This is a genomic window from Streptomyces sp. NBC_00647 (assembly GCF_045207245.1).
GTDB lineage: Bacteria > Actinomycetota > Actinomycetes > Streptomycetales > Streptomycetaceae > Streptomyces.
The window spans coordinates 6,909,717-6,932,571 of the sequence record NZ_CP109040.1 but is presented as its reverse complement, the minus strand read 5'-3'; the positions used below and the strand labels follow the sequence as shown (position 1 = coordinate 6,932,571).

22 protein-coding genes are annotated in these 22,855 nt (G+C 70.0%); 8 read left to right on the top strand and 14 right to left on the bottom strand.

What is annotated here, in order from left to right:
• Entirely contained in the window at nt 1-1,431 is a 1,431-nt protein-coding gene (gene pyk / locus OG788_RS30680) for a pyruvate kinase (protein ID WP_351543626.1), read from the top strand.
• Nucleotides 1,432-1,521: 90 nt separating this feature from the next.
• On the opposite strand, the gene OG788_RS30675 is transcribed toward pyk, so the two are convergent.
• The 4 genes from OG788_RS30675 to OG788_RS30660 form a co-directional block, all read right to left on the bottom strand.
• Nucleotides 1,522-2,832 (bottom strand): hypothetical protein, encoded by a 1,311-nt coding sequence (locus OG788_RS30675; RefSeq protein WP_406374544.1) that lies wholly within the window; start codon nt 2,830-2,832, stop codon nt 1,522-1,524.
• Nucleotides 2,822-3,400 (bottom strand): DUF6114 domain-containing protein, encoded by a 579-nt coding sequence (locus OG788_RS30670; protein WP_406374543.1) that lies wholly within the window; start codon nt 3,398-3,400, stop codon nt 2,822-2,824. Before OG788_RS30670 ends, OG788_RS30675 begins: the two co-directional genes overlap by 11 nt.
• 117 nt (nt 3,401-3,517) lie before the next feature.
• A complete protein-coding gene (locus OG788_RS30665; RefSeq protein WP_356469925.1) occupies nt 3,518-4,153 on the bottom strand; it encodes a DUF6230 family protein in 636 nt (211 codons plus the stop codon).
• Between the two features lie 620 nt (nt 4,154-4,773).
• Nucleotides 4,774-5,748, bottom strand: coding sequence for a tetratricopeptide repeat protein (locus OG788_RS30660; RefSeq protein ID WP_406374542.1), 975 nt, complete (start codon nt 5,746-5,748; stop codon nt 4,774-4,776).
• A gap of 245 nt (nt 5,749-5,993) precedes the next feature.
• On the opposite strand from OG788_RS30660, the gene OG788_RS30655 reads away from it, so the two are divergent.
• Nucleotides 5,994-6,620, top strand: a complete 627-nt coding sequence (locus OG788_RS30655) for a TetR/AcrR family transcriptional regulator (RefSeq protein WP_406374541.1) — start codon at nt 5,994-5,996, stop codon at nt 6,618-6,620.
• A gap of 207 nt (nt 6,621-6,827) precedes the next feature.
• Here OG788_RS30655 and OG788_RS30650 read toward each other — a convergent pair whose 3' ends face one another.
• From OG788_RS30650 to OG788_RS30635, 4 genes are all read right to left on the bottom strand, one after another.
• The gene (locus tag OG788_RS30650) at nt 6,828-8,528 is read right to left on the bottom strand and encodes a methylmalonyl-CoA mutase family protein (protein WP_351543611.1); all 1,701 of its coding nucleotides are present in this window, start codon (nt 8,526-8,528) and stop codon (nt 6,828-6,830) included.
• 75 nt (nt 8,529-8,603) lie between these two features.
• The gene (locus OG788_RS30645) at nt 8,604-8,942 is read right to left on the bottom strand and encodes a DUF3817 domain-containing protein (RefSeq protein ID WP_351127865.1); all 339 of its coding nucleotides are present in this window, start codon (nt 8,940-8,942) and stop codon (nt 8,604-8,606) included.
• A gap of 94 nt (nt 8,943-9,036) precedes the next feature.
• A complete protein-coding gene (locus tag OG788_RS30640) occupies nt 9,037-9,546 on the bottom strand; it encodes a MarR family transcriptional regulator (protein ID WP_356751495.1) in 510 nt (169 codons plus the stop codon).
• Nucleotides 9,547-9,667: 121 nt separating this feature from the next.
• Nucleotides 9,668-10,984, bottom strand: a complete 1,317-nt coding sequence (locus OG788_RS30635) for an MFS transporter (RefSeq protein ID WP_406374540.1) — start codon at nt 10,982-10,984, stop codon at nt 9,668-9,670.
• Nucleotides 10,985-11,058: 74 nt separating this feature from the next.
• Here OG788_RS30635 and OG788_RS30630 point away from each other — a divergent pair, with 74 nt between their 5' ends.
• On the top strand, nt 11,059-12,042 hold the full coding sequence (locus OG788_RS30630) for a DUF5937 family protein (protein ID WP_406374539.1): 984 nt from the start codon (nt 11,059-11,061) through the stop codon (nt 12,040-12,042).
• Nucleotides 12,043-12,138: 96 nt separating this feature from the next.
• Entirely contained in the window at nt 12,139-13,137 is a 999-nt protein-coding gene (locus OG788_RS30625; protein WP_406374538.1) for a glycoside hydrolase family 6 protein, read from the top strand.
• Here the strand turns inward: OG788_RS30625 and OG788_RS30620 are convergent.
• The 4 genes from OG788_RS30620 to OG788_RS30605 form a co-directional block, all read right to left on the bottom strand.
• Nucleotides 13,130-15,085, bottom strand: a complete 1,956-nt coding sequence (locus OG788_RS30620; protein ID WP_406374537.1) for a galactose oxidase-like domain-containing protein — start codon at nt 15,083-15,085, stop codon at nt 13,130-13,132. The genes OG788_RS30625 and OG788_RS30620 overlap by 8 nt on opposite strands.
• 3 nt (nt 15,086-15,088) lie before the next feature.
• Complete coding sequence (locus OG788_RS30615; RefSeq protein WP_406374536.1) at nt 15,089-16,876, bottom strand: glycosyltransferase family 2 protein; 1,788 nt, start codon at nt 16,874-16,876, stop codon at nt 15,089-15,091.
• Nucleotides 16,877-17,117: 241 nt separating this feature from the next.
• Nucleotides 17,118-17,411: an MTH1187 family thiamine-binding protein gene (locus tag OG788_RS30610; protein WP_351543590.1), complete on the bottom strand. Its 294-nt coding sequence runs from the start codon at nt 17,409-17,411 to the stop codon at nt 17,118-17,120.
• Complete coding sequence (locus tag OG788_RS30605; RefSeq protein ID WP_351543587.1) at nt 17,408-17,752, bottom strand: DUF3817 domain-containing protein; 345 nt, start codon at nt 17,750-17,752, stop codon at nt 17,408-17,410. Before OG788_RS30605 ends, OG788_RS30610 begins: the two co-directional genes overlap by 4 nt.
• Before the next feature lie 192 nt (nt 17,753-17,944).
• On the opposite strand from OG788_RS30605, the gene OG788_RS30600 reads away from it, so the two are divergent.
• The 4 genes from OG788_RS30600 to OG788_RS30585 all read left to right on the top strand — a co-directional run bounded on the left by OG788_RS30600 (nt 17,945) and on the right by OG788_RS30585 (nt 20,596).
• A complete protein-coding gene (locus tag OG788_RS30600) occupies nt 17,945-18,577 on the top strand; it encodes an AIM24 family protein (protein WP_266765854.1) in 633 nt (210 codons plus the stop codon).
• A 1-nt stretch (nt 18,578) separates the two neighbouring features.
• Nucleotides 18,579-19,229: an AIM24 family protein gene (locus OG788_RS30595; RefSeq protein ID WP_351543584.1), complete on the top strand. Its 651-nt coding sequence runs from the start codon at nt 18,579-18,581 to the stop codon at nt 19,227-19,229.
• Entirely contained in the window at nt 19,226-20,026 is an 801-nt protein-coding gene (locus OG788_RS30590) for an AIM24 family protein (protein WP_266762881.1), read from the top strand. Before OG788_RS30595 ends, OG788_RS30590 begins: the two co-directional genes overlap by 4 nt.
• Nucleotides 20,027-20,119: 93 nt before the next feature.
• Nucleotides 20,120-20,596, top strand: a complete 477-nt coding sequence (locus tag OG788_RS30585; protein WP_103550943.1) for a MarR family winged helix-turn-helix transcriptional regulator — start codon at nt 20,120-20,122, stop codon at nt 20,594-20,596.
• 6 nt (nt 20,597-20,602) lie between these two features.
• Here OG788_RS30585 and OG788_RS30580 read toward each other — a convergent pair whose 3' ends face one another.
• On the bottom strand, nt 20,603-22,165 hold the full coding sequence (locus OG788_RS30580; RefSeq protein ID WP_406374535.1) for a sensor histidine kinase: 1,563 nt from the start codon (nt 22,163-22,165) through the stop codon (nt 20,603-20,605).
• Entirely contained in the window at nt 22,162-22,824 is a 663-nt protein-coding gene (locus tag OG788_RS30575; RefSeq protein WP_356751476.1) for a response regulator transcription factor, read from the bottom strand. Before OG788_RS30575 ends, OG788_RS30580 begins: the two co-directional genes overlap by 4 nt.
• Nucleotides 22,825-22,855: the final 31 nt, after the last annotated feature.

Genomic DNA, 22,855 nt, shown 5'->3' with positions numbered 1-22,855 from the left:
ATGCGCCGTTCGAAAATCGTCTGTACTCTCGGCCCCGCGGTCGACTCCCACGAGAAGCTGGTCGCCCTGATCCAGGCCGGCATGAATGTGGCCCGATTCAATTTCAGCCACGGTTCCCACGCCGAGCACCAGGGCCGCTACGACCGTGTCCGGGCCGCCTCGGCCGAGACCGGTGTCGCCATCGGTGTGCTCGCCGACCTGCAGGGCCCGAAGATCCGCCTGGAGACCTTCGCCGAAGGCCCCGTCGAGCTGGAGCGTGGCGACGAGTTCGTCATCACGGCCGAGGACGTGCCGGGTGACAAGCAGATCTGTGGCACGACCTACAAGGGTCTGCCCGGTGACGTCTCCAAGGGCGACCAGATCCTCATCAACGACGGCAACGTCGAGCTGCGGGTCGTCGAGATCGACGGCCCCCGGGTCAAGACGGTCGTCATCGAGGGCGGCGTGATCTCCGACCACAAGGGCATCAACCTGCCCGGCGCGGCCGTGAACGTGCCGGCGCTGTCGGAGAAGGACGTCGAGGACCTGCGCTTCGCCCTGCGGATGGGCTGCGACATGGTGGCGCTGTCCTTCGTGCGTGACGCCAACGACGTGAACGACGTCCACAAGGTGATGGACGAGGAGGGCCGCCGCGTCCCCGTCATCGCCAAGGTGGAGAAGCCGCAGGCGGTCGACAACATGGAGGGCGTCGTCGCGGCGTTCGACGCCGTCATGGTGGCCCGTGGCGACCTCGCCGTCGAGTACCCGCTGGAGCGGGTGCCGATGGTGCAGAAGCGCCTCGTGGAGCTGTGCCGCCGCAACGCCAAGCCGGTGATCGTCGCGACCCAGATGATGGAGTCGATGATCACCAACTCCCGTCCGACGCGCGCCGAGGCCTCCGACGTGGCCAACGCGATCCTGGACGGCGCGGACGCGGTCATGCTGTCGGCCGAGTCCAGCGTGGGCGCGTACCCGATCGAGACCGTGAAGACGATGTCGAAGATCGTCGTCGCGGCCGAGGAGGAGCTCCTCTCCAAGGGCCTGCAGCCGCTGGTCCCGGGCAAGAAGCCGCGCACGCAGGGCGGTTCGGTCGCCCGCGCCGCCTGCGAGATCGCCGACTTCCTCGGCGGCAAGGGTCTGGTGGCCTTCACCAAGTCCGGTGACACCGCCCGCCGGCTCTCCCGTTACCGCGCCTCGCAGCCGATCCTGGCGTTCACCACGGACGAGGGCACCCGCAACCAGCTCACGCTGAGCTGGGGCGTCGAGTCGCACGTCGTGCCGTTCGTGAACAGCACCGACGAGATGGTCGAACTGGTCGACCACGAGCTGCAGAAGCTCAAGCGGTTCAACGAGGGCGACGTCGTCGTGATGACCGCCGGTTCGCCCCCCGGCGTCCCCGGCACCACCAACATGGTCCGGGTGCACCACCTGGGCGAGGCCGGCCACGCCTGATCCAGGCCCGCCGTACGCCGCTGAGGGCGCCCCCTGCGAACAGGGGGCGCCCTCAGCGTCTGTGCGGCTCCCGGACGGGCTCTGGACGACTCAGCCGGTCGTGTACTGGTGCAGTCCGGGGACGGTCAGGGTGCCACCGAACTGACCGGCCTGAACGACCTTCACCTTGGTGAAGTAGATCAGCGGGATGTTCAGCGGCGGGGGGTTCTCCGGGTCGAACGTGATCGGGATGAGCCCGAGCAGGTTCCCGGAGATGCTCTCCGTATACATGATCGTCTTGCCGTCACGGATGGTGGACGTCGAGCCCTTGGCAGCCTGCACGTGGTAGGTCTTGCCGGCCTGCTTGTCGTCCACCGTCTGGTGCAGGTCCCCGATGTCGGTGCCGTCGGAGATGACGTACTTCAGAACCTTCTTGACGCTGCCGTTGGCCGTCCGCACCTTGACTATGCCCTGGTAGTCGGCGCCCTTGAGGAGCAGGGAGCTGGCGTTGAGGTACCAGGGGTCGTCGGGCAGGGTGACCGGGTTGTCGACGCCGCCCTCGTCGTCGGTCGCGACCGGGCAGTCCGAGGCGTCCGTGGTGGCGCTCGCGGAGGGGCTGGGCGTGGCGGTGACCGCGTCGTCCGCCGCGTCCTTGACCGTCTCGGTGGTGTCCGAGGCCGCCTTCGAGGCCGCGTCGGTGGTGTCCTTGACGGTCTTCTCGACGGTGTCGACGGCCTTGTCGGTCGTGTCCTTGACGGTGTCCGAGGCGCTCTCGCCGTCGGACGCGGCCGCGTCCTCGCTCGCGCTCGCCGAGGCGGACGGCGTGGGTGTCGAGCTCGCCGTCTCGTCGGGCGTGAGGATGTCCTTGATGGCGTCGCCGACGCCCAGCGGGTCGAGCGGGTTCTTGCTGCTCTCCGACGCCGAGGGAGTCGGCGTGGCCGCGCTGTCCGCCGCCTTGTCCGACGTGCTCGCGGAGGAGGACGACGCCGAGGGGGCGGGCTCGGTCTTGTCGTCGGAACCTGAATCCGACGAAGAGTCCTTGCCCGGCTCCGTGGAGCCCGACGACGCGGAGGGGGTCGGTGTGGCCTCGTCGGACGACTCGCTCGCGCTCGCCGAGGCGGAGGGCGACGCCGTGTCCGACGCGTCCTTGCCGTCCTCGGAACCGGTCACGGCCTCGACGCACGCCTGGTACTCGTCGGCCGTGAGACTCCGGGACGTGGAGTGGTCCTCGGCCTGGGCGAGCGTCGGGGTGAGGCCCATTCCCATGAGCACCGCCGTCGGCATCGCCGCTATGGCTATCGCCTTGCCGGCGGGCATCTGGAACCTGGTGAACAGCGGCTTCCTGGGGGCCGCGTGTCGCGGCCCGGTTCTCACACGGGACTCGTCCACATCAGTCCCGTGGGTCACCTCGTCAGCCGGCACTGTGCCTCCCGTTCGCCCCGTTGCTCGGGCTCGTTCCTGACAGATCGTTCGGGTCGCCCACAGCGTCCGCCGGCTTGCCGAAGTCGACGGGGGGAGCCGCCGGCTCGGCCGGCTCGTCTCCCTCGTCGAGAGACTCCGGCGCGACGAGCTCCTCGACGGGCTCGCCCGGAACCCAGGAGACCGCCATGGCTCCGCCGATCATGGCGAACAGGAAGCCGACCAGGAATCCGCCCAGGTTGGACACCGGGAGGGACACCAGCGCGAGGAGGATCGCCGCGACACCCGCGAACGTCCGTACGTGCTTCTGGAACCAGAGGCTGATCCCGAGGACGATGAGGAGTACGCCGATGATCAGGGAACCGGCGCCGGCGGTGGTGGACATCGCCAGTGTCAGGTGGCCGAGCTGAAGGTTCGCGTACGGGAAGTAGGCGATCGGAAAACCGCCGAACACGATGAACAGACCGGCCCAGAACGGGCGGTCGCTCCTCCAGTTGCGGAAGTTCCGCCGGAACACCTGAAGGTAGTGCTCATCGTTCTGGCCGGGCGCGGCAGGAGTCTCGGCGCTCATGGAAACAGCTCCCTGGAACGGCTTTGCTGTGAGAAGTACGCGTTGAGTGCTCCGCGTACGGCGTGCGGAGCGGGGCGGGCGAAGCGGCCTGAGCCTCCTCGCCCGCCCCAGGGGTGCTTAGTAGCACTCCTTGACGCCGGCCTTGACCGACATCTTCAGACCGCTGAGCTTGAACGTGCCGGCGGTGGTCGCCCACGCCGTCTGCTTCACGTCGGTCAGCGTGGCCGACTCGGCCTGCTGGGCGAACCCGTAGGGGTTGGCCTGCTCGCCGCCGCCCTTCATGCCCGGACCCTTGGCGGTGTCCTTGGCGGCGACACCGATGTCGATGCCGCGGAACGTCGCGTTGGCCTCGAGGTCCTCGACGTCGATGTACAGGTTGTCAGCCTCGACCGGCGTACCGTTGCCGCCGGCCTTCAGCACGAGGCTGACGGAACCGAAGAACGGGACGTCCGGGGTGACGACCGACTGGCACATGTTGGTGATCTTGGCGCTCTTGAACGCCGAGACCGCGACGGGGTGAGCCGTCTTGTCACCCTTGAGGGTGTAACCCGAGTCGATGGCTCCGTACTGCGCAAAGCCCGTACCGTCGAGCCGGTCGGCCGACACCTTGAACGACTGACCGGAAACGCTGAACGATGCGGCGAGAGCGCCCTGCGCGAGGGCGACACCTATCGCAGCCGTCGCGGCCACGCTGGGCACCATCACGACCGCGAACCGCTTCCATCTGGTTCCGCCACGCACCTGGGACTCCATATTTCCTCCTTCTCGGACGTACATCTCCTGGCCCTGACTGCCACGTTGCGGCGGCTCAGCCGGGCAGGGATGGGAGAAGTGCTACGTCCTCGGGAAGGAGAGCGCCTGTACCCAAAAGTGCGATTGCACCTGAATCACCGGCGATCACCCCCGAGCGACAACCACTGGTCGCGCCTGACACACATCACGCACAACCTGCTGGACAGGCTCTGCCGGACGGCAAAGACCCCCCTGCCCAAGAACCGACCGCACTGCCGTCGGCCCTACTCGGTGGGGACCCAGAAAGTCCGCCGACCCGATTGGCTGTCGGGGGTGCGGGAATGGACCGAGCGTCGCCGATCGTGGTGCATTCTCGCCGCGCGCACAAGGGGGTTCGTTACTGGCTAGTAACGGCCGGATAACCGAACAACGACCCGTCGGTATCGGGTGGCGACGCAGGGTGGTGCCACGAGGGGTGACACAACGGTTTATTGATGGACGGAACCAGACAGTTCAACGCCCTCGACTTACTACGAGTAACAGCGGCCGCGTTTACCAAGTTTTGGTAAAGCGCGGCCACTTGCCCCTCTGTCAGCCAATCTTTCACCTGGGCATCACAGGCCCTGGCGTTTAGCGACAGGTCAGAACAGGGCCCTGGCCAGCGCCCTGCGCGCCGCGACGACGCGCGGGTCGTCGGCCCCGACCACCTCGAAGAGCTCCAACAGCCGGAGCCGTACGGCGTCCCGGTCGTCGCCCGCCGTGCGCCGCACCGTGTCGATGAGCCGCCCGAAGGCGTCCTCGACGTGGCCTCCGACCAGGTCCAGGTCGGCTCCCGCGATCTGCGCCTGCACGTCACCGGGCTTCTCGGCGGCGTCCTTGCGCACCTGCTGCGGATCGAGACCCTGCACCCGCTGGAGCAACTCGGCCTGGGCCAGGCCCAGTTTGGCCTCCATGTTGCCCGGGTCGTCGGCCAGGACGTTCTTGTAGGCCTGGACGGCACCGCCGAAGTCGCCCGCGTCCAGCGCCTGTACGGCGGCCTCCAGCAGCGCGTCGTACGGTCCGGCCGGCATCTCGGGCTCGGTGACCCCGCCCGGTTCGGCGTCCCCGTCGACCGTCAGACCGGTCAGACCGAAGCGCTGCTCGGCGACCTGCACGAGCTGGTCGAGGGTCCCGCGGATCTGCGCCTCGGCGGCGGCCCCCTGGAAGAGCGGCAGGGCCTGACCGGCCACCACCGCGAAAACGGCCGGAATCCCCTGGACCCCGAACTGCTGCATCAGCATCTGATTGGCGTCGACGTCGATCTTGGCGAGCACGAACCGCCCGTTGTACTCGACGGCCAGCCGCTCGAGGACCGGGCTCAGCTGCTTGCAGGGCTCGCACCACTCGGCCCAGAAGTCGATGACGACCGGCACCTCGGTGGAGCGCTGCAGGACATCCTGCTCGAATCCCGCCTCGTCGACGTCGATGACAAGGCTCGCGGGAGTCACGGCCCCGCCTCCGCCGCCCTGCCTGGCCGCTTCGGCGCGCGACTGCTCCGCCTTCGACTTGGCCTCCTGGGCCGCCTTCACCGCGGCGAGGTCGACGACTCCGCTCATGGACATGTTCCGTGGCTGCATGAGTACATCCTCCCCCTTCCTCGCGCACGTGTGAAAAGCGTTGTGAAAGCCAGGCCCTGTCAGGCCTGTTCGGCGCCGGGTCCCCACCTGACGCCTGTGCGGTTGTCGCCGCGGTCGAGCTTTCGCTACGAGTCGTAGCGTAACTGTACGGAGACCTGCCCGTGTGCCGTCTTCCGGTGATCTCCCTCACGGCTTCACAGAACCGCCGGATATCGACGGTGAAGGGGCCGGATATGGTCACTGACATGCAATGTCGCTCCTCGGCCGCCCGCACGGGCCGCCCCCGCAGCGCCGCCGCGGACGCCGCGATCCTGGAGGCGACACGCGCCGCGCTGGTCGAACTGGGCTGGTCCAAACTGACGTTGGGGTACGTGGCGACCCTCGCCGGGGTGGCCAAAACGACCCTCTACCGCCGCTGGGCGGGCAAGAACGAGCTCGTCGTCGACGCGGTGGCCGTCCTCTTCGACGAGCTGGAACTCCCCGACCGGGGCAGTCTGGCCGCCGACATCGAGGGTGTGGTGCTCCAGTTCGCGGCGATCCTGGACCGCCCGGAGGCGAAGACGGCGCTGATGGCCGTGGTGGCGGAGTCCACCCGCGACGAACCGCTGCGCGAACGCATCCGCACCTCCATCGTCGACCGCCAGAAGCGCCTGGTCATGGAGGGCCGCGCCCGCGCCCAGGCCCGGGGCGAACTCCCCCCGGAGACGGACCCGGCGGCCGCCGCCCGCACCGCCGACCTGATCTTCGACGTGGTCGCCGGAGCGGTGGTCCATCGCACCCTGGTCAGCGCGGAACCCGCGGACGAGGAGTGGGTGCGCTCGTTCACGCGGATCCTGCTCCTCGGCCTGACCGGAGCGACCGCCGAGGGCTGAACGCGTCCGGCCCCCGCCGCCCGCGAGGGCGCCGGCTCCCGGGCGTTCGGGGCCGGTCCCGGGGCAGAGGCCCCGGACGCGGGACGGGCAGGGGCTACGGGGCCACGGGGCTACGGGGCTACGGGGCCACCAAAGACGCCCGGGCTCCCGGAGGCGCCGGCAGGGGCCCTGCGGGGCTGCGGGAGTGCGCGAGGGGCGTCTCTCGGCTCAGAAGCCCGCCGGCTCCGTGTACACCCCCCACTCGTCGCGGAGGACACCGCAGATCTCCCCCAGCGTCGCCTCGGCGCGGACCGCCTCCAGCATGGGGGCGATCATGTTCGAGCCGTCGCGCGCGGCCGCCAGCATGGCGTCCAGCGCGCCGCGCACGGCGGCCTCGTCACGGCCTTCCTTGCGCGAGGCCAGCTCCCGCACCTGCTCGCGCTCCACCTCGTGGCTGACCCGGAGGATCTCCAGATCGCCGGTCACGGACCCGTGGTGGACGTTGACGCCGACGACCCGCTTGTCGCCCTTCTCGACCGACCGCTGGTACTGGAACGCCGACTCGGCGATCTCCCCGGTGAACCACCCGTCCTCGATCCCGCGCAGGATCCCGGAGGTGATGGGACCGATGGGGTGCTGCCCGTCGGGGTGCGCCCGCAGTCCGCGCTCCCTGATCTGCTCGAAGATCTTCTCCGCGTCGGCCTCGATCCGGTCCGTGAGCTGCTCGACGTACCAGGAACCGCCGAGCGGGTCGGCGACGTTGGCGACGCCGGTCTCCTCCATGAGCACCTGCTGGGTCCGCAGGGCGATCTCCGCGGCCTGCTCGGACGGCAGGGCGAGCGTCTCGTCCAGGGCGTTGGTGTGCAGCGAGTTGGTGCCGCCGAGGACCGCCGCGAGCGCCTCCACGGCGGTACGCACGACGTTGTTGTACGGCTGCTGGGCCGTCAGCGAGACTCCGGCGGTCTGCGTGTGGAAGCGCAGCCACTGCGCCTTCTCGGAGGTGGCGCCGTACACGTCCCGCATCCAGCGGGCCCAGATGCGGCGGGCCGCACGGAACTTGGCGATCTCCTCGAAGAAGTCGACGTGCGCGTCGAAGAAGAAGGAGAGACCGGGGGCGAAGACGTTCACGTCGAGCCCGCGGGAGAGTCCCAGCTCCACGTAGCCGAAGCCGTCCGCCAGCGTGTAGGCGAGCTCCTGCGCGGCCGTGGAGCCCGCTTCGCGGATGTGGTACCCGGAGACGGACAGCGGCTTGTACGCGGGGATCTTCTCGGCGCAGTGCTCCATCAGGTCGCCGATGAGGCGCAGGTGCGGCTCGGGCTGGAAGAGCCACTCCTTCTGGGCGATGTACTCCTTGAAGATGTCGGTCTGGAGGGTGCCGTTCAGCACGGAGGGGTCGATGCCCTGGCGCTCGGCGGCCACCAGGTACATGCAGAAGACCGGCACCGCGGGCCCGCTGATGGTCATCGACGTCGTGACGTCACCGAGCGGGATGTCCTGGAAGAGGACCTCCATGTCGGCCGCCGAGTCGATCGCGACACCGCAGTGCCCGACCTCGCCGAGCGAACGGCGGTCGTCCGAGTCGCGGCCCATCAGGGTGGGCATGTCGAAGGCCACGGAGAGGCCCCCGCCGCCGTTGGCGAGGATCTTCTTGTAGCGCTCGTTGGTCTGCTCGGCGTTGCCGAATCCGGCGAACTGCCGGATGGTCCACGTACGCCCTCGGTAGCCGGTGGCGTAGAGCCCGCGCGTGTAGGGGTACTCGCCGGGCCAGCCGATCCGCTCGAAGCCGTCGTAGTTGTCCCCGGGCCGGGGACCGTACACCGGCTCCACCGGATCACCGGAGAGCGTGGTGAAGTCGGCCTCGCGCTTGCGCGAAGCGTCATAGCGGGCCTGCCAGCGTCGGCGGCCTTCCTCGATGGCGTGAGCGTCCATACCCTCGAATTTACTAGGACGTCCTAGTAAATGTCGATGGCAAACCGCCGCACGGTCCCGTACGGCGGTTTCGGGTCAGGCCTTGGCGACCGCGGGAGAACCCTCCGCGACCTGGGATTCCAGCTCCTGGCTGATGCGGCGCTCCACGAAGAAGGCGGCCGTGGGAATCGTGCCCGCCAGCAGCACCCAGAGCTGCTTGCCGACCGGCCACTTCGCCTTGGAACCCAGGTCGAAGGCGAAAATCAGGTACAGGACGTACAGCCAGCCGTGCGCGATGGCGACGACACGGGTGAAGTCCGCGGCGCCGTCGACGCCCAGGCCGTACTTGGCGATCATGCCGAGGCACAGCAGGACCAGCAGCACGCCGGTGACGTAGGCCATGACGCGGTAGCGGGTCAGCACGCTCTTCTTCATGGCTACGAGGGTAACGACCCCTTTTGCGCGATCTTCGCGCGCCCCCGCGCCCCGCCGCCCGCCCCGGGCCCGCGTCGCCCCACCGGGCGCCGGACTACTCGCTGTCGAAGTCGTGCGCGGCGACCCGCAGGGGCCGCAGCATCGCGAAGATCTCCCCGCACTCCTCGGCGTCGTAGACCCCGAGTCCGAAGTCCATCGCCATCAGGTCGCGGGTGGCCGCGTCGCAGACCTCGCGGCCCTTGTCCGTGATGGAGGCGAGGGTGCCCCGCCCGTCGTTGGGGTTCGGGCGCTTGTCGACGAGTCCCGACCGCACCAGCCGGTCCACCGTGTTGGTGACGGACGTCGGATGCACCATCAGCCGTTCACCGATCTTGGACATCGGGAGCTCGCCCGCCTTGGAGAAGGTGAGGAGCACCAAGGCCTCGTAGCGCGCGAAGGTCAGTCCGTACGGCTTGACGACCGCGTCCACCTCGGCCAGCAGGATCTGGTGGGCCCGCATGATCGAGGTGATCGCGGCCATGGACGGCACGGAACCCCAGCGCTGCTTCCAGTGTTCGTCGGCGCGGGCGATGGGATCGAAGGCAAGACTGAGCGGCTTCGGCACGCCAAAGACCTTACCGGCCGGTCACATCGTGGTCAGCCCCGTCTCGCGTTTCGGTATCCGCCCCCGCGACGGCCGGGAGCGGGACCCCCTCGGCCGGCCCGGTCCCCGTACCTCCCGGGCCTCACCCCGCACCCCGCATCTCTCCCTGCCCTTCCGCCCGTTCGGCACGCCGCGCCGCCACCGCCAGGCCCCCACAGACCGCGGTCCCCAGCACGCCCGCGCCCACGACCGTCGCCCGCGCACCGGCGAACTCCGCCACCACCCCCGACAACGCCATCCCCAGCCCCTGAACCGTCATCAGACCGGCCGAGTTCAACGTCATCGCGCGCCCGAGCAGTTCGTCCGGCACCGCCCGCACGAACCACTGGTCCAGGCCGAGGGTGTACGCCGATCCGGCACCGGCGAGCACCAGCAGGACCAGCGACCAGCCGAGACCGGGCCGCAGGGCGTAGCCGGCGTAGGGCAGCAGTGTCACGCAGACCAGCGGGAGCGTGAGCCGGTTCCGGGTGGCCGGCCGCAGCCGCGAACCCGCGAACAGCTCCCCCGCGATCGTGCCGACCGGCAGCGCGCACATCAGCAGACCGAGCCCGGTCGAACCGGCCCCGATGCCGTCGGCGTACGGCGCCGCCAGCGCCTCCGGGGCGACCGCGAACATCGGCGGCACCCAGAACAGGAGGAGCAGCACGCGGATCCGGCGATCGGCGAGCACCTGACGGGCGCCACCGAGGGAGTCCCGTACGAGCGCCTGTCCCCGGTGCGCCCGCGCGGGCCGCCGCCGGGTGCCGAACCGCAGCAGCACGGCGGAGACCAGGAACGTGCAGACCGTGACGAGGAGCGCGTGGCGGGGCGACACGACGGTGAGCAGCAGCCCGCCCGCCCCGAAGCCGGCCAGCAGCGCGCTCTGCGACACGATCCGCAGCAGGGAGCGGCCGAGCACGAACAGTTCGCCGTCGCCCAGGACGTCGGCGAGGGTCGCCGTCCGTGTCCCCTGGAAGACCGGAGCGACCAGGGCGAGCGCGGCCCGCATCGCGAGCAGCACCGCGATGGGCGCGCCCGGCACGACCATCACGGCCACACATCCCGCGCACACCAGATCGCACACCACCAGGACCCGGCGGGCCGGGAAGCGGTCCGCGACGCCCGCGAGCAGGGTCCCGCCGACCAGATAGGGCAGAAAGCCGAGCGCGAACGTCAGGGCGCTCAACAGCGGGGAGCCCGTCAGGTCGTAGACGAGGACGGAGAGCGCGATCTCGCTGACGACGAGGCCGAGCAGCGAGAACGCGTGCGCGGCGAAGACGGCACGGAACTCGGGCACGGCGAAGACGGGCCCGTAGCCGGTGGGCGGCGGGGCTGTCTCCGGGGTGCTCTTCGGGGCGTTCTGCGCGGGGCGCGCCGGCGCGGGCACCGCCGTCGTGCCCTTCTTCTCTGCTTCTGGCATGGGCGACAGCGTGCCCGGACGCGCTGCGGGCGCCGTAGAGTTTCGGTGTCAGCCGAATCTTCTGGGGTCGCGTCATGCCGTCACTGCTGCACTTCGGGGAGGACGACCTCCTCAACTGCCGCTTCGCGGTGTCGCCGCTGTGGGAGACGCAGGAGGCGGTCCGTACGCTCAACCGGCCCGCCCGGTACGGGTATCACGCGCACTGGCTGCGCCGCATGCGCGCGGCGGCCGCCGGGCTCGACCTCGCGCCGCTCTGGCTGCTGATGCCACAGCGCGGATACTCCCCCGACTGGCTCGGCCCGCCTCCGCTCGGTCCGGCGGCCACCTTCGAGGAGGAGATCGCCGCGGTGCGCTCGGCCGATCCCGAGGTGGCCCGCGAGGAGAGCGCGCGCTCCCTCGCCGACACTCCGGGTGCGCTGGCCTCACCGCACGGCCGGGCCCTGCTGGCCGATCCGGTGCGCATGGTTCGGGAACTGACCGACCTGCTGGAACTGGCCTGGCACACCCTCGTCGAACCCGACTGGCCCCGGCTGCGCGCCCTGCTGGAGGCCGACATCGCCTTCCACTCGCGGCGGCTCGCGCAGACCGGCCTCGGCGGACTGCTGCCGGAGATCGACGGGCGGTTCGGCTGGCGCTCCCACACCCTGACCGTCGAGGTCGGGGGCCGGCACGAACGGCACCTGTCCGGACAGGGCCTGGTCCTGATGCCGAGCGTCTTCTCCTGGCCGGACGTGATCAGCGGCTTCGAACCTCCCTGGCAGCCGACGCTCGTCTACCCGGCACGCGGCATCGGCGGCCTGTGGGCCGAGCCGACGGACCGCGCTCCCGACGCGCTCGTCCGGCTGCTCGGGCGCGGCCGGGCCGCCGTGCTCACCGCGCTCGACGAGCCGGGCACCACGACGGCCCTCGCCCACCGGCTGCGTCTCGCGCCGTCGTCGGTCTCCGCGCATCTCGCCGCCCTGCGCGACGCGGGTCTGCTCGTCTCGCGCCGGTACGGGCACCAGGTGCTGTACGAGCGGACGCCGCTCGGGATCGCGCTGGCCTCGGGCGGCGACTGACCCGGGGACGCTCACCACGCCACGCCGCTTCCCTGCCGCAATGTCCGATTGTGCAACGATTGGTGACTGGTCGTCACCTTCGCGCAAGGGAGCAGCATGCCCCGGCTGATCCACACCCTCGCGGCACTCGCGGTGCTCGGGCTCGTGGCGGGCTGCTCGCCCGCGCCCGAGGTCGCCGAGGCCTCCGTCGTCGGCGCCGCCTCGCAGCAGAGGGGCGCCGCCGCCCGCTCCCCCTTCTGGGTCGACCCGACCGGCCCCGCGGCGCAGCAGATCCAGCTGTGGCAGCGGCAGGGCCGTGCCCAGGACGCCGCTCTGCTGAAGCGGATCGCGGACGAGCCCGTCGCGCTGTGGCCGGCCGGTGAGACCGATCCGGGCCCGGCGGTCCGCTCGGCGACCGCGTCCGCGACCCGGGAGGGGCGAACGGCGCTGTTCGTGGCGTACGACATCCCGCACCGGGACTGCGGCCAGCACTCGGCGGGCGGAGCGGCGGACGCGGACGCCTACCGGCGGTGGATCGGCCTGTTCGCCGACGCCCTCGGCGACAGCCGGGCCCTGGTGATCCTGGAACCGGACGCGATCGCGCACATCGTGGACGGCTGCACGCCTGTCGAGTACCACGCCGAGCGCGAGCAGTTGCTGAACGAGGCGATCACACGGCTGAAGCGCCAGCCGCGCACCAGGGTGTACCTGGACGCCGGGAACCCGGCCTGGATCCGCGATTCCGGGCAGCTGGTCGAACCCCTGGCACGCGCCGGTATCGCGAACGCCGACGGCTTCTCGCTCAACGTCTCCAACTTCCAGACGGACACCACCGCCAAGCAGTACGGACTCGGCCTCTCCGGACGACTCGGCGGCAAGCACTTCGTCGTCGACACCAGCCGCAACGGCAACGGCCCGCTGGAGGGCGTCTGGTGCAACCCGCCCGGCCGGGCACTGGGCACCCCGCCGACCACCACCACCGGGGAGCCGGCCCTCGACGCCTACCTGTGGATCAAGCGGCCGGGCGAGTCCGACGGACCGTGCGGGGGCGGACCGGCGGCCGGACAGTGGTGGCCGGACTACGCCCTGGAGCTGGCGCGCAACTCCGTCACGTGACCTGGATCCACTTCGCCTCGGACGGCGTTCCCTGGTCGTCCGTCACGAAGAGCATGTACCAGCCGGGAGGCACCAGCGTGGGGTCCCTCGGCACGTCGACGGTGACCGAGTTCCCGGTCTTCGTCAGCCCCAGCTCGATCGACCGCTGCTCGACGTCCGTGGTGTGGGTGACGGCGCTGGGGCGCATCAGCCGGGCCTTGGCGACCCGTTCCGGACGGTCGGTGGCGAAGGTCGCCCGGTGGCTTTGGTCGAGCACTTCGGGCCCGTGGCCCAGCACCGGACGGTTCTTGCCGTTCCTGTGCAGGGCGGGCGGGGTGAAGACCTCCATGCGCTGTTCGAAGTGGCCCAGTTTGGTGTTCCGCTGGTCGTCGAAGAGCGGGTCGGAGCCGAAGGTGGCGACGCGGCCGTCGGGCAGGAGCAGCGCCTCGGAGTGGTAGTTGCGGCCCACCCGCGGTGACGCCGCCTCATGGAAGACATTGCCCTTGGGGTCGTAGAACTGCGCCTTGAGGATGTTGCTGGCGCTGCGGCCGCGGTAGTCCTCGGAGCCGTTGGTCGTGAAGACGGAGTCGTCCGGCATGATCACGCTGTTCAGATAGCGCGTGCCCTGGGGAAGATCGGGTCCGTCCTGGAAGGCCGGGCTGTCCTTCTTGAGGTCGACGACGGCGGTGCGCCGGGTGGACTTCTTGGACTCGCCGACACCTCCGCCGCCGAGGATCATCACTTTCTGGTCCTGGGCGGGCGGGAGCAGGAGCGAGGCGGAGGTCTCCGTCTCGTCGGCGTCCCGCAGCCCGGGCACCTTTTCGAAGGTGTTGGTCCTCAGGTCCCACAGGCCCGCCTCGCGGCCCCGGTCGGCGGGTCCGTATCCGGCGTTGGAGGCCGGGTAGAAGAGTTTGCCGCCCTTGGTGAGGAAGAGCGCCGGGTAGGTGGGGAAGTAGCGCTGGGGACCGGGACTCCACTTCTTGGTCCTCGGGTCGTAGATCTCGTTGTCGCCGGGGTCGATGACCCCGACGTCGTCGAGGCCGGAGACGGCGAGGACCCGTCCGTCGTCGAGTCCGACGAGGGTCGGGTACCAGCGGGCCTTGTCCATCGGGTCGACGGGGATGTACTTCTCGGCCTTCGGGTCGAACTCGTAGGCGGCCCTGATGCCCTGGAAGTCCTGCTTCTCCAGGGTGATCCTCTCCGAGAGGCCGTACGTGTTGACGGCGTCCTCGCCCCGCAGACCGACGATCTCGTACTGGGCCTGCCGGTCGGTGACGGACCCGGGCCCCTCCTCCTCGGCCTCCACGAAGACGCGGGCCTCACCGGCGGTGACCTTGGTCTTCCAGGGCTGCATGACGCCGGCCCGGTCGTAGGTGATGATCTGGTTCCGCCGGGCCCTCGGGATCGTCACGTCGAACCTGCTGGTGTAGTCGACACCGGCGGGTGAGCGGAAGACGGTGCCCTTCTTGAGGACGACGGCCTTGTCGGGGTTCTCGTTCTTCACGCGCATGCCGCCGCCGGCCCGCCCGACCTCGCCGTCCAGCCGTTCGTAGCGGGCGGTGCCGCCGGCCACGAGCATGCGGCCGTCGGGGAGCTGGGCGTGTCCGGAGCAGAAGAAGTCGTCCGGGGTGGGGACCTTCTTGAAGGTGTCCGTCCTCGGGTCCCACAGGACGGTGTCGAAGGACCCCTTGTCGAACTTCTTCTGTTCGTTGCCCGACCCGGCGACGATGAGCACCTTCCCGGTGTGCAGCAGGGCCGCGTGGATCGCGTTGGTGCGGTAGCGCTCGGGGATGTCGATCTGGCTCCAGGAGCCGTACTTCGCCTTGTAGGCGGGCCGGGAGATCTTGTACTCGTAGTACTGCTCGTCGGCGAAACCGAGCGCCGCAGGGGCGTTGAGTCCCGCGAGGACGGCGATTCCCGCGATGCCGAGCACCGTCTTCTTCGTCTTCTTCGAGGGCCGGTACGCCATGGTCTAGGTCCCTCCTGTCGTGGAGCCGGTGACCGTGATGGAGGTGCCGCCCGCGGCCGGTGCCGCTTCGTGGCTGTCGGGAACCCGGGCGGGGGCGCGCCGTGTCGGCCGGGTCCGGCGCTCCCCGACGAGGGTGCGGCCCCACACCGCGACCGGTGCGAGGGAGATCGCCATGGCCAGCAGCGCCCAGGTCCGCATGGCCGCGTGGGTGTGCCCGAGGACCACAGACGCGCCGAGCGAGACGGCGAGGAGTCCGGCCCAGCCGAGGTGGATGCGGAAGGTCCGGAGCCGGTCGGGGCTGGCGTCGCCGCCCTTGGGGGTGACGACGAAGCGGCTGGGGCGCCGGAGCAGGGCCTCGCCCAGCGACTTCAGATAGATGGGGGCCGACAGGGCCGACATCGCCATGCCGGCCAGGCCGCCGGACCCCTCGGGTTCGTGCGGCGAGACGTTGTGGCGCCGGTTCCACAGGTACAGGCCGATCTGGAGGGCGGCGGCGTCGCTGTAGAGCATCAGCCACACGGAGGCCGTGACCTGTGTGCCGGAGGCCCCGAACCAGAGGAACAGGAAGCAGCTGAGGATGCCCAGCAGCCAGTTGACGGCCGTCATCGGGTAGTAGACGAGCATCAGGGTGTACGAGAACAGCCGGCCGGAGGGCATGGTGAACGGCGCCTTCCAGTACTGCTTGAGCAGGGTCTCGTAGGTGCCGCGCGACCAGCGCATCTGCTGGGTGAAGAAGTCGGTCCAGGAGGAGGGCCCCTCACCGACGGCGAGGACGTCGGGTGTGTAGACGGACCGCCAGTGCCGGCCCGTCCTCGGGTTCCGGTGCAGGTGCAGCTCGAACCCGGTGGCCATGTCCTCGGTGATGGAGTCGTACAGCCCCCCGATCTGCTTGAGGGCCGCGATGCGCACGACGTTGTTGGTGCCGACGAACATGGGCGCGCGGTAGCGGTTGCCGGCCCGCTGGATCAGGGCGTGGAAGAGGAACTGCTGGGACTCGGCGGCCTTGGTGACGGGGTTCTCGTAGTTCCCGTACACCTGGGGGCCGACGACGAACGCCACGTCGGGGTCCCGGAAGTAGCCCATCATGCGCTCGAGGAAGCCCGGCAGCGGGACGTGGTCGGTGTCGACCGAGGCGAGGAAGTCGTACGCGTGACCGTGGAGGGCGAGCCACGCGTTGTAGTTGCCGTGCTTGGTGCGGGCCTTGTGCCTCCCTTCGGGGCGGTTCCACTCGGGCACTCCGTTGCGGGTGAAGTGCCGCACCCCGAGTTCGGCGCACAGGGCCCTGGCCCGCTCGTCGTCGCCCTCGTCGAGGAGCCAGATGTCGAGGGGGCCGGTATGGGTGATCCCGACCGCGCCTTCGAGCGTGGCGCGGACCGTGGCGAGGGGTTCCTTTCCCGGGACGTAGGTGGTGAGGAAGGCGACCCGGGTCGCCTGTGCGGGGACGACGGGAACGGGGTCGCTCGCGACCATCGTCGCGTGGGCGATGCTCATGACGTTGACGACCATGAACAGCTCGATCAGACCGATGGCTATGAGCATGGTGACGTCGAGGCCGATCAGCCATCGCTCGCCGCCCTCGCGCTCCACCCAGTGGGTGGGCCAGACGAGATAGACGAGGAGCGCGCCGGTGAGGAGGGGCGCGAGCGTCATCAGCAGGACGGCTCGTATTCGGTGGGGTTCGCGCGACAGGAGCTTGGTGTACTGCACCCGGTAGGCCGTACCGGACGAAGGCTGGGTCAGAGGTCCGGCGAGTCGGCTGTAGGTGTCGTAGTCGTAGCCCTCGGGCCGCACATCGCCCTCCAGTGGTTGAACGTGTCAGGTGATCGTTCTGGCTGGTACCCACACATAAGTGGAGTTTTCCTGACGTGTCGAACGGGGCGCGTCCGAAGGGGTACCCGGGGCGTGCGGGCGAGTGGTCTTTCGTACCTGAGGCGCCGTCACCGCCGTCACCGCGGCCCCCGTCACGGTCCGGGCGCGAAAAACCCCGGTCCAGGGGACCGGGGTTCTCGGGTGCGGGCTCCGCGCCCGGGGATCACGCCGACAGGTGTCGTTCCACCGTCTCGACCTTGGAGGTGAGACCGTCCGTCACGCCGGGGCGGATGTCCGCCTTGAGGACGACCGAGACGCGGGGCGCGCGTTCCTCGACGACGGCGACGGCACGCTTGACGACGGCCATCACCTCGTCCCAGGGACCTTCGATCGTGGTGAACATCGCGTCGGTGCGGTTGGGCAGGCCCGATTCACGGACGACCCGGACGGCGTCGGCGACGTACTCCCCCACGTCCTCGCCGACACCGAGCGGTGTCACGGAAAAGGCGACGATCACGCGTTCACGACCCCTTCCTTGCGGGCGCGGGACGCGATGACCGCGTCCTCGGCCTCGAGCTTGAGCTTGCGCTCGGCGAAGAAGCCGCCGGTGGGCAGGACGGAGAGGGCGAAGTAGAGGACGCCGGTGCGTGCGCTCCACCGGGCCCGGTTCCAGGCGTCCGCCCAGAAGATCACGTACAGGATGAAGAGGACACCGTGGATCGCGCCCATGACGGGCACGGCGTTGAACTCCGTGGTCCGCTTCAGCACCGAGCAGACGAGCAGCAGCAGGAAGGAAACGGCTTCGGGGGCCGAGACCAGGCGGAGGCGGCGGAGTGCGGTGGCGGTCTTTATGTCCACGGGTCACCTTCGGTGGGAGTTTCGCTGTCGGGGGGAACGCTGCTTTGTGAACGCAAGCACAAGCGTCCCGGCCATTGTGGCATCCGGAGCGCGGGATCCCGGGCCCGGGGCCCTCGGGGTCGTCTCAGGGGTGACATCCGCCCGGAGGCTCTGTCGGCCGTCCGGCGCTGCGGCTACCTTCACAGCGTGGCGATGTTTCGACTTCAAGGCAGCAAGGTGCTGGCCGTCGACATGACCGGGGACGCCGTGAAGGCGAAGAACGGCTCCATGGTCGCGTACGACGGCCAGATGGCCTTCAAGAAGCTCAGCGGAGGCGGTGAGGGGATACGGGGGATGGTGACCCGGCGCCTCACCGGTGAGCAGATGACGATGATGGAGGTGAAGGGGCACGGCACGTGCTGGTTCGCGGACCGGGCCTCGGAGATCAATCTGGTGGGTCTTCAGGGGGACAAGCTGTACGTGGAGTCGAGCAATCTGCTCGCGACGGACGCCGGTCTGCGCACGGGTACGACGTTCACGGGGCTGCGCGGCGCCTCACAGGGCAACGGTCTGTTCACGACCACCGTCGAGGGCCACGGCCAGGCAGCGATCATGTCGGACGGTCCCGCGGTGGTGCTGCGCGTCAGTTCCCAGTACCCGCTGACGGTCGATCCGGGGGCGTACATCGCGCATCAGGGCAATGTGCGGCAGTCACTGCAGTCCGGTGTGACGTTCCGCACGCTGATCGGCGAAGGCGGCGGCGAGGCGTTCCAGATGCGCTTCGAGGGCGACGGGCTGGTCTACGTCCAGCCCAGCGAGCGCAACACGATCGCGGGGGATGTGTGACATGCCGTTCCGCGAGGTGAATTCGAAGATGGTCGAGGCGACGGTGGTGCCGGGCCAACGGCTGTTCAGTCAGCGCGGGGCGATGCTCGCGTACAAGGGCGAGGTGTCGTTCACGCCCAACATGCAGGGCGGGCAGGGCGGTGTGATGTCGATGATCGGCCGCCGGCTGGCCAACGAGGCCACTCCCCTGATGACCGTCGAGGGCGCGGGCACGGTGCTCTTCGGGCACGGCGGCCACCACATCCAGGTGATCAGCCTCACCGGTGACACCTTGTACGTCGAGGCGGACCGGCTGCTGGCCTTCGACGGGACGCTGGAGCAGGGCACGATGTTCCTGGGCTCGCAGGGCGGCGTGATGGGCATGGTGCGGGGCCAGGTGACGGGCCAGGGGCTCTTCACGACCACGCTCAAGGGGCACGGCGCGGTGGCCGTCATGGCGCACGGCGGTGTCTTCGAGGTCCCGATCACTCCGCAGCGGGCGGTGCACGTCGACCCGCAGGCGTACGTGGCGCACCACGGCGACGTGCGCAACAAGCTGTCCACGGCGCTGGGCTGGCGCGACATGGTGGGCCGCGGCTCGGGTGAGGGGTTCCAGCTGGAGCTGAGCGGAAGCGGTTCGGTGTACGTCCAGGCCTCGGAGGAGAAGCTGTGAGCGGGTACGGAGCCCCGGGCGGCCCGGTGATCCACGATCCGATGTCGCTGCCGGTCGACGACAACGTCAACAACTACACCTTCTGCGTGGAGCTCAAGGGGAGCCAGTGGTTCCTGCAGAAGGGCAAGATGATCGCCTACTACGGGTCGATGGAGTTCAACGGCATCGGGCACGGCCGTCTGGACCGACTTGTCCGTACGTCGTTCCATTCGCCTCTGCACGCAAGCGACTGGGTCGTGGCGGAGGGTTCGGGCAAGATGCTCCTCGCCGACCGGGCCTTCGACGTGAATTCGTACGACTTGGACGAGGGCAACCTGACCATTCGCTCCGGCAACTTGCTCGCTTTTCAGCCAAGTCTGGCACTGAAGCAATCGATCGTGCCGGGGTTTCTGACACTGATCGGAACCGGCAAGTTCGTGGCCGCATCCAACGGTCCGGTGGTGTTCATGGAACCCCCGATCCGGGTGGACCCGCAGGCCCTGGTCGGATGGGCGGACTGCCCGTCCCCGTGCCACCACTACGACCACGGGTACATGACCGGCGTGATGGGCGGTCTACGTGCGATGACGGGCCTCGGAGGGGCTTCCGGGGAGGAGCACCAGTTCGAGTTCGTGGGGGCGGGCACGGTGCTGCTCCAGTCCACCGAGATCCTGATGGCGGAGCAGGCCACGGGGGCGGTCCCGCACCAGGCCGGAGTACCCGGCGCGGGAGGGGTGCCCGGTCAGCACGGGCAGCAAGCCGGCGCACCGCGCCTTCCCGGACAGCTGGGGGACCTCCAGCGTCGCTTCGGGCTGTGAGCGGTAGTCTGCGGAGTGTGACATCGAACGCGTGCGCGCAGTCACACCACCCCTCACTAGTTCGCCTTTCAACATTTTAGGTAGACTTCACATATGGAGACCGAGACGGCCACGCGCTGGCTGACCGATGCAGAGCAGTGCGCCTGGCGCACCCACCTGGAGGTCAACAGGCTGTTGACGTACCAGCTCGAAAGGGATCTTCAGCCGTTCGGGCTGACGATGAACGACTACGAGATTCTGGTGAACCTCTCCGAGTCGGAGGGCGTACGCATGCGGATGAGCGACCTGGCATCCGCCACCCTCCAGTCCAAGAGCCGCCTCTCGCACCAGATCACCCGCATGGAGAACGCGGATCTGGTGCGCCGGGAGAACTGCGAGTCCGACCGGCGAGGGCTGTACGCGGTCCTCACCGAGCACGGCATGGAGACGATGAAGAAGGTCTCGCCGCACCATGTGGCGTCCGTACGGAGGCACTTCATCGATCTGCTGTCACCTGAGGCGCTGGAGGACCTGCACAAGTCGCTGCGGCCGATCGCCGAGCACCTGCTGGGACAGCGCGGCAAGCCGTAGCCCCCGTCAGGAGGCCCGGCGCGGCAGCCGGAGCTCGAAGAGCGCTCCGCCGGCGGGCGCCTCACCGACCGTGAGCGTCCCGCCGTGCCGCACGGCTACATCCCGGGCGATGGCGAGGCCGAGACCGGCTCCGCCGTCGTCCCGGCTGCGGGCGTCGTCCAGCCGCACGAACCGCTCGAAGACCCGATCGCGCTGACCGGCGGGGATCCCGTCCCCGTCGTCGGCGACGGTCAGCACCGCCCACGCGCCGTCGCCGCGCACCCGCACCTCGACCCGTTCCCGGGCATGCCGCAGCGCGTTGTCCAGCAGATTGGCCAGCAGCCGCCCCACCTGCCCCCGGGACCCGGACACCTCCAGGGCGTCCTCGGCCGCGACCGCGACCCCGGCCCTGCGTTCACCCTCCTCCGCCGCGAGGACCCCCAGATCGAAGCGTCCGTCCACCGGCCGCTCCCCCGCGTCCAGCCTGGCGAGCAACAGCAGGTCCGCGGCCAGCCGTTGCAGTCGTACGGTGTCCTCGACCGCGCCCGCCACGTCCAGCAGCTCCGGATGGGCGGCGCCCACCTCGAGCTGGGTCCGCAGCGAGGCGATGGGGCTGCGCAGTTCGTGCGAGGCGTCGGCGACGAACCGGCGCTGCCGCTCCACCGAGGCCTCCAGCGCGGCCAGCGTCTCGTTCGTGGTCCGGGCCAGCCGGGCGACCTCGTCGTGCGCGGCGGGAACGGGCACGCGCCGCGCGAGGTCCTGCGAGGCGGTGATGGCGGCCATCTCGCCGCGGATCCCCTCGACGGGACGCAGGGCGCGCCGGGTCACCCGCCAGGTCACCCCCGCCACCGTCGCCAGGAGGAGCGGCAGGCCGATCAGCATCGCCGTCAGGGCGGTCCGGACGGCTCCCTGTTCGGCGGCGAGCGGGGCGCCCGCCCGCACGGTGAGGGTGACGTCCTGGGGGGTGGTGACCTCGACGGCCGCGAACCGGTACGCCGCGGTGTCGCCGTCGACGGTGGCGGTCCCCTGGCTGTTGCGCACGTCCTCGGAGATCTGCCCCACCGCGGGATCGTCGTCGTCCCGCGCGGCGTCGTCCCCGCCACCGCTCTTCCCGCTGCCGCCGCCCCGGCCGCTCCGCCTGCCGTGGTTGTCGTCCTCACCGTCGTCGTCCCCGCCGTCGTCGTCCCCGCCGTCGTCGTCCCCGCCGTCGTCGTCCTGGGCGGTCGCGGACGGGACCGGGCTCGCGCTCGGACTCAGGCTCGCGACCGGGTCCGGCCGCACCGCGGCGATCCCCGTGCCGTCGACGCTCTCCAGGTCCTCGCTCGCGGCGACCAGCCGTCCCTCCTCCTCGGCCACCTGCACCGGGTGCTCCTCGGCGTCGCCGAGCTCCAGGTCCCCGTAGGCGATGCCCGCGGCCAGCTGCGAGGCCACGTGACGGGCCGCCGAGTCGGCCTGGGCGTCCGCCTGGTCGACGAGATCGGCTCGGAGCGAGAGGAGCACGGCGGCGCCCGCGGCGGCGAGGGCGACGGCGACCACGACGGTGGCGGCGAGGGTCGCCCTGGCACGTACGGACCCGAACAGGCGCCTCACCGTGCGTCCAGGCGGTAGCCGGCCCCGCGCACGGTCCGGATCGTCTCGGCGCCGAGTTTGCGGCGCAGCGCGCTGACGTAGACCTCGACGATGTTGGGGTCGCCGTCGTAGGCGAAGTCCCAGACGTGTTCGAGGATCTCGGCCTTGGAGACGACCTCGCCGGCCCGCAGCACCAGATGTTCGAGGACGGAGAACTCCTTGGTGGTGAGCGCGACTTCGTCCCCGTCACGCAGCACGCGCCGGGCGGCGGTGTCGACCTCCATGCGGCCGAGGACACGCACGGGAGAGGCCCCGGCCTGCCCGCGTCGCCGCAGCAGCGCCTTGATACGGGCGACGAGCACCACATAGGAGAAGGGCTTCGTCAGATAGTCGTCGGCGCCGGTGTCGAGCCCCTCGGCCTCGTCGTACTCGCCGTCCTTGGCGGTGAGCATCAGGATCGGGACGTCGTGCCCGGCGGACCTGAGCGCGGCGCAGACACGGTAGCCGTTCATGCCGGGCAGCATGATGTCGAGAACGACGAGGTCGTGGTGTCCCTCGGAGGCCCGGTGCAGGCCTTCGAGCCCGTCGTGCACGACGTCCACGGCGTAGCCCTCGGCCCTCAGACCCCTCGCGAGCGACAGGGCGAGCCGCTTCTCGTCCTCCACGATCAACAGGCGCATGGGCACAGGGTCGCAAACCGAACCTGAAGAC

Bases quoted from the DNA above. Each gene is read 5' to 3' on its own strand.
- OG788_RS30630 (WP_406374539.1), top strand. From the start codon at position 11,059: ATGCCGTCACTGCTGCACTTCGGGGAGGACGACCTCCTCAACTGCCGC.
- OG788_RS30650 (WP_351543611.1), bottom strand. From the start codon at position 8,528: ATGGACGCTCACGCCATCGAGGAAGGCCGCCGACGCTGGCAGGCCCGC.
- OG788_RS30585 (WP_103550943.1), top strand. From the start codon at position 20,120: ATGGAGACCGAGACGGCCACGCGCTGGCTGACCGATGCAGAGCAGTGC.
- OG788_RS30660 (WP_406374542.1), bottom strand. From the start codon at position 5,748: ATGCAGCCACGGAACATGTCCATGAGCGGAGTCGTCGACCTCGCCGCG.
- OG788_RS30670 (WP_406374543.1), bottom strand. From the start codon at position 3,400: ATGAGCGCCGAGACTCCTGCCGCGCCCGGCCAGAACGATGAGCACTAC.
- OG788_RS30595 (WP_351543584.1), top strand. From the start codon at position 18,579: ATGCCGTTCCGCGAGGTGAATTCGAAGATGGTCGAGGCGACGGTGGTG.
- OG788_RS30625 (WP_406374538.1), top strand. From the start codon at position 12,139: ATGCCCCGGCTGATCCACACCCTCGCGGCACTCGCGGTGCTCGGGCTC.
- OG788_RS30665 (WP_356469925.1), bottom strand. From the start codon at position 4,153: ATGGAGTCCCAGGTGCGTGGCGGAACCAGATGGAAGCGGTTCGCGGTC.
- OG788_RS30635 (WP_406374540.1), bottom strand. From the start codon at position 10,984: ATGCCAGAAGCAGAGAAGAAGGGCACGACGGCGGTGCCCGCGCCGGCG.
- OG788_RS30620 (WP_406374537.1), bottom strand. From the start codon at position 15,085: ATGGCGTACCGGCCCTCGAAGAAGACGAAGAAGACGGTGCTCGGCATC.
- OG788_RS30655 (WP_406374541.1), top strand. From the start codon at position 5,994: ATGCAATGTCGCTCCTCGGCCGCCCGCACGGGCCGCCCCCGCAGCGCC.
- OG788_RS30645 (WP_351127865.1), bottom strand. From the start codon at position 8,942: ATGAAGAAGAGCGTGCTGACCCGCTACCGCGTCATGGCCTACGTCACC.
- pyk (WP_351543626.1), top strand. From the start codon at position 1: ATGCGCCGTTCGAAAATCGTCTGTACTCTCGGCCCCGCGGTCGACTCC.
- OG788_RS30575 (WP_356751476.1), bottom strand. From the start codon at position 22,824: ATGCGCCTGTTGATCGTGGAGGACGAGAAGCGGCTCGCCCTGTCGCTC.
- OG788_RS30600 (WP_266765854.1), top strand. From the start codon at position 17,945: ATGTTTCGACTTCAAGGCAGCAAGGTGCTGGCCGTCGACATGACCGGG.